Below are 1,890 nucleotides of genomic sequence, written 5' to 3' on the forward strand. Positions count from 1 at the left end.
GGGGCGTTGGCAGCATCGGGAAACGGCTCACGGACGCAATCGGACTCGATGATTCGCTCCGCCCACATCGTCGAGTTCTCCATGAATTCGCCTGGCCACAGATGAGTCCACTGCATTCCGGACTGCTCGACCGCTACCGAGATCGGGTGCCACCAGTTCTCCGGTGGGCCGGCGAGATCGACGACGTGCCTGACTCCGGCATCGCGGGCGAGTTCGAGCACAGGTGCGATCGTGTTCGGATACGGAGCCAGATAGATCTGATCGACGCCGACCAGGGCGTCGGGCAGGGAATCCAGCCGGCCGAGGAACCCCTCGGCGATCTCCACGCCCGCTGGCAATCGTGCGCGCGAGGATGGTTGGTCAACGCACGCACGTCGGTCCGACCCGCGGCCACAAGGTGGTCGACGACCATACGGCCGATATTGCCCGTGGCACCGGTCACCAAAATCGTCATGCCGTACAGTGTACGGCATGACGATTGTTGGCGGGAAGCGACGAAATCGGCTCAGCTGACGCGAACTGCCTGCTTTCGAGACTGGCCGCATTGCAGCAGGATTCGGACGGCTGCCGGTGTTCCGTCGAGAGATGTCACGATGTCGTTGCGCATCTGTGCTGCCGCGCCTGCCACCTTGTCGAGCGATGTCACTGCGGGGTCGAGTGTCGCGGTGATCTCGACGACTCTCTGCCCGCGGTCGGACACCGAACGGCCGGTTGCCGATACGACACCTTCGTGAGTGGCCAGGGACTTCGCCGCGCTTCGGGCAGCCGTGCCCAGGTCGACGCTGAGCCGACCGTCGACATCCGCATCCGCTGTGGAGGCGAATGCGACGGTGCCGACCGAACGGCGCGGCAGGTGCGCGAGTAGCCACCACAGCCCGAGCAGAACGAGGACGATGGCGGCTGCTCCGAGAGCCCAGGGCCACCAGCCGGCGTCGACGGTGGTGTCGACGAACGCCGCGTCGAGACGTTCGCGCCCGGGGAGCTTTCCGCGCTCCCAGGCGATCGCTCCGCCGCCGAGGGCGATCAGGGCAAGGCCGACGACGGCGGTGCTGGTTCGGTCGACCGAAGCGGTAGCGCGTTTCATGAGGCTTGTCCTGTCGTTCGCACTCGGGTGCGGACCTTCGGAGCCGACGCGAGTGGGCGGAGAGCGTCGTCCACGGAGGTGACGACGGAGGACTTCAGCTCCGAGGTGTCCGTGCCGGCGACGGTGTTCACGGCGACGGTGACCTTCTTGTTGCCGGCCTTGGCGGTTGCGGAATCGACGCCGACGCTGTCGAGAGCGGCGGTGCGGGCAACGGCTGCGACGTCGCCCTTGCGGAGCCAGACGTCCTGCTCGGAGAGGGCGCGGTGGGTGCGTCGGCGTGGACGAATGGCAACGAAGACGAGAATGAACCCGACGACGACTGCGGCGATTCCTCCCGGCAGCATCCACGACTGCGCGGTGAGTCCGTCCAGGTTCGTGGCGGCGGGGCCGACCCACTCGGGGCCGTCGATGGCACCGAGGTTCAGCAGCGCCTCGCGGCCGAGGACGACTCCGGCACCGATGAGGACGAGTGCGAACAGAATTGCGGGTACGGCTGCGGTGGGGTTCGCAACCGGCTTCTTGCTTGCCTTCTCGATCATTGCACTCTCCCTTCTTCATGGGTGGCCTCGGCGGGCACGCATTGAACGGTGACGTCGACGCGGTCGACGGTGTAGATGCCCAGTTCGGACAGGTCCCGTGCCACAGCGGCGCGAACCTTCGCGGCCACCGTCGCCAGCGGCGAGGGCCAGGTGACCGCCACTGCGACCTGTGCGCGAACGCGGGAGCCGCTGATCGTCACGTCGGCCTTGGGCAGGTCACGCCCACCGAGGACGCGTAGTCCCGGCTGGGGCCCGGCGACCGCGTCG

Annotated in this window: 4 protein-coding genes and 1 pseudogene; all 5 read right to left on the minus strand. The window is 67.4% G+C overall.

Annotated features, from left to right (window positions below; genetic code table 11):
- A partial coding sequence (locus RHBS_RS27375; RefSeq protein ID WP_374700679.1) for an SDR family oxidoreductase occupies window positions 1–338 on the minus strand: 338 nt, incomplete at its 3' end.
- 50 nt (window positions 339–388) lie between these two features.
- Window positions 389–454: pseudogene (locus RHBS_RS32440) on the minus strand (dTDP-glucose 4,6-dehydratase); the annotation flags it as partial.
- 51 nt (window positions 455–505) lie between these two features.
- Entirely contained in the window at window positions 506–1,084 is a 579-nt protein-coding gene (locus RHBS_RS27380; protein ID WP_128646907.1) for a hypothetical protein, read from the minus strand.
- Window positions 1,081–1,623 (minus strand): DUF6286 domain-containing protein, encoded by a 543-nt coding sequence (locus RHBS_RS27385; protein WP_128646908.1) that lies wholly within the window; start codon window positions 1,621–1,623, stop codon window positions 1,081–1,083. Before RHBS_RS27385 ends, RHBS_RS27380 begins: the two co-directional genes overlap by 4 nt.
- A partial coding sequence (locus RHBS_RS29405; RefSeq protein WP_187298669.1) for an Asp23/Gls24 family envelope stress response protein occupies window positions 1,620–1,890 on the minus strand: 271 nt, incomplete at its 5' end. The genes RHBS_RS27385 and RHBS_RS29405, both read right to left, overlap by 4 nt.

It is taken from the genome of Rhodococcus sp. BS-15 (assembly GCF_000813105.1).
Lineage (GTDB): Bacteria > Actinomycetota > Actinomycetes > Mycobacteriales > Mycobacteriaceae > Rhodococcoides.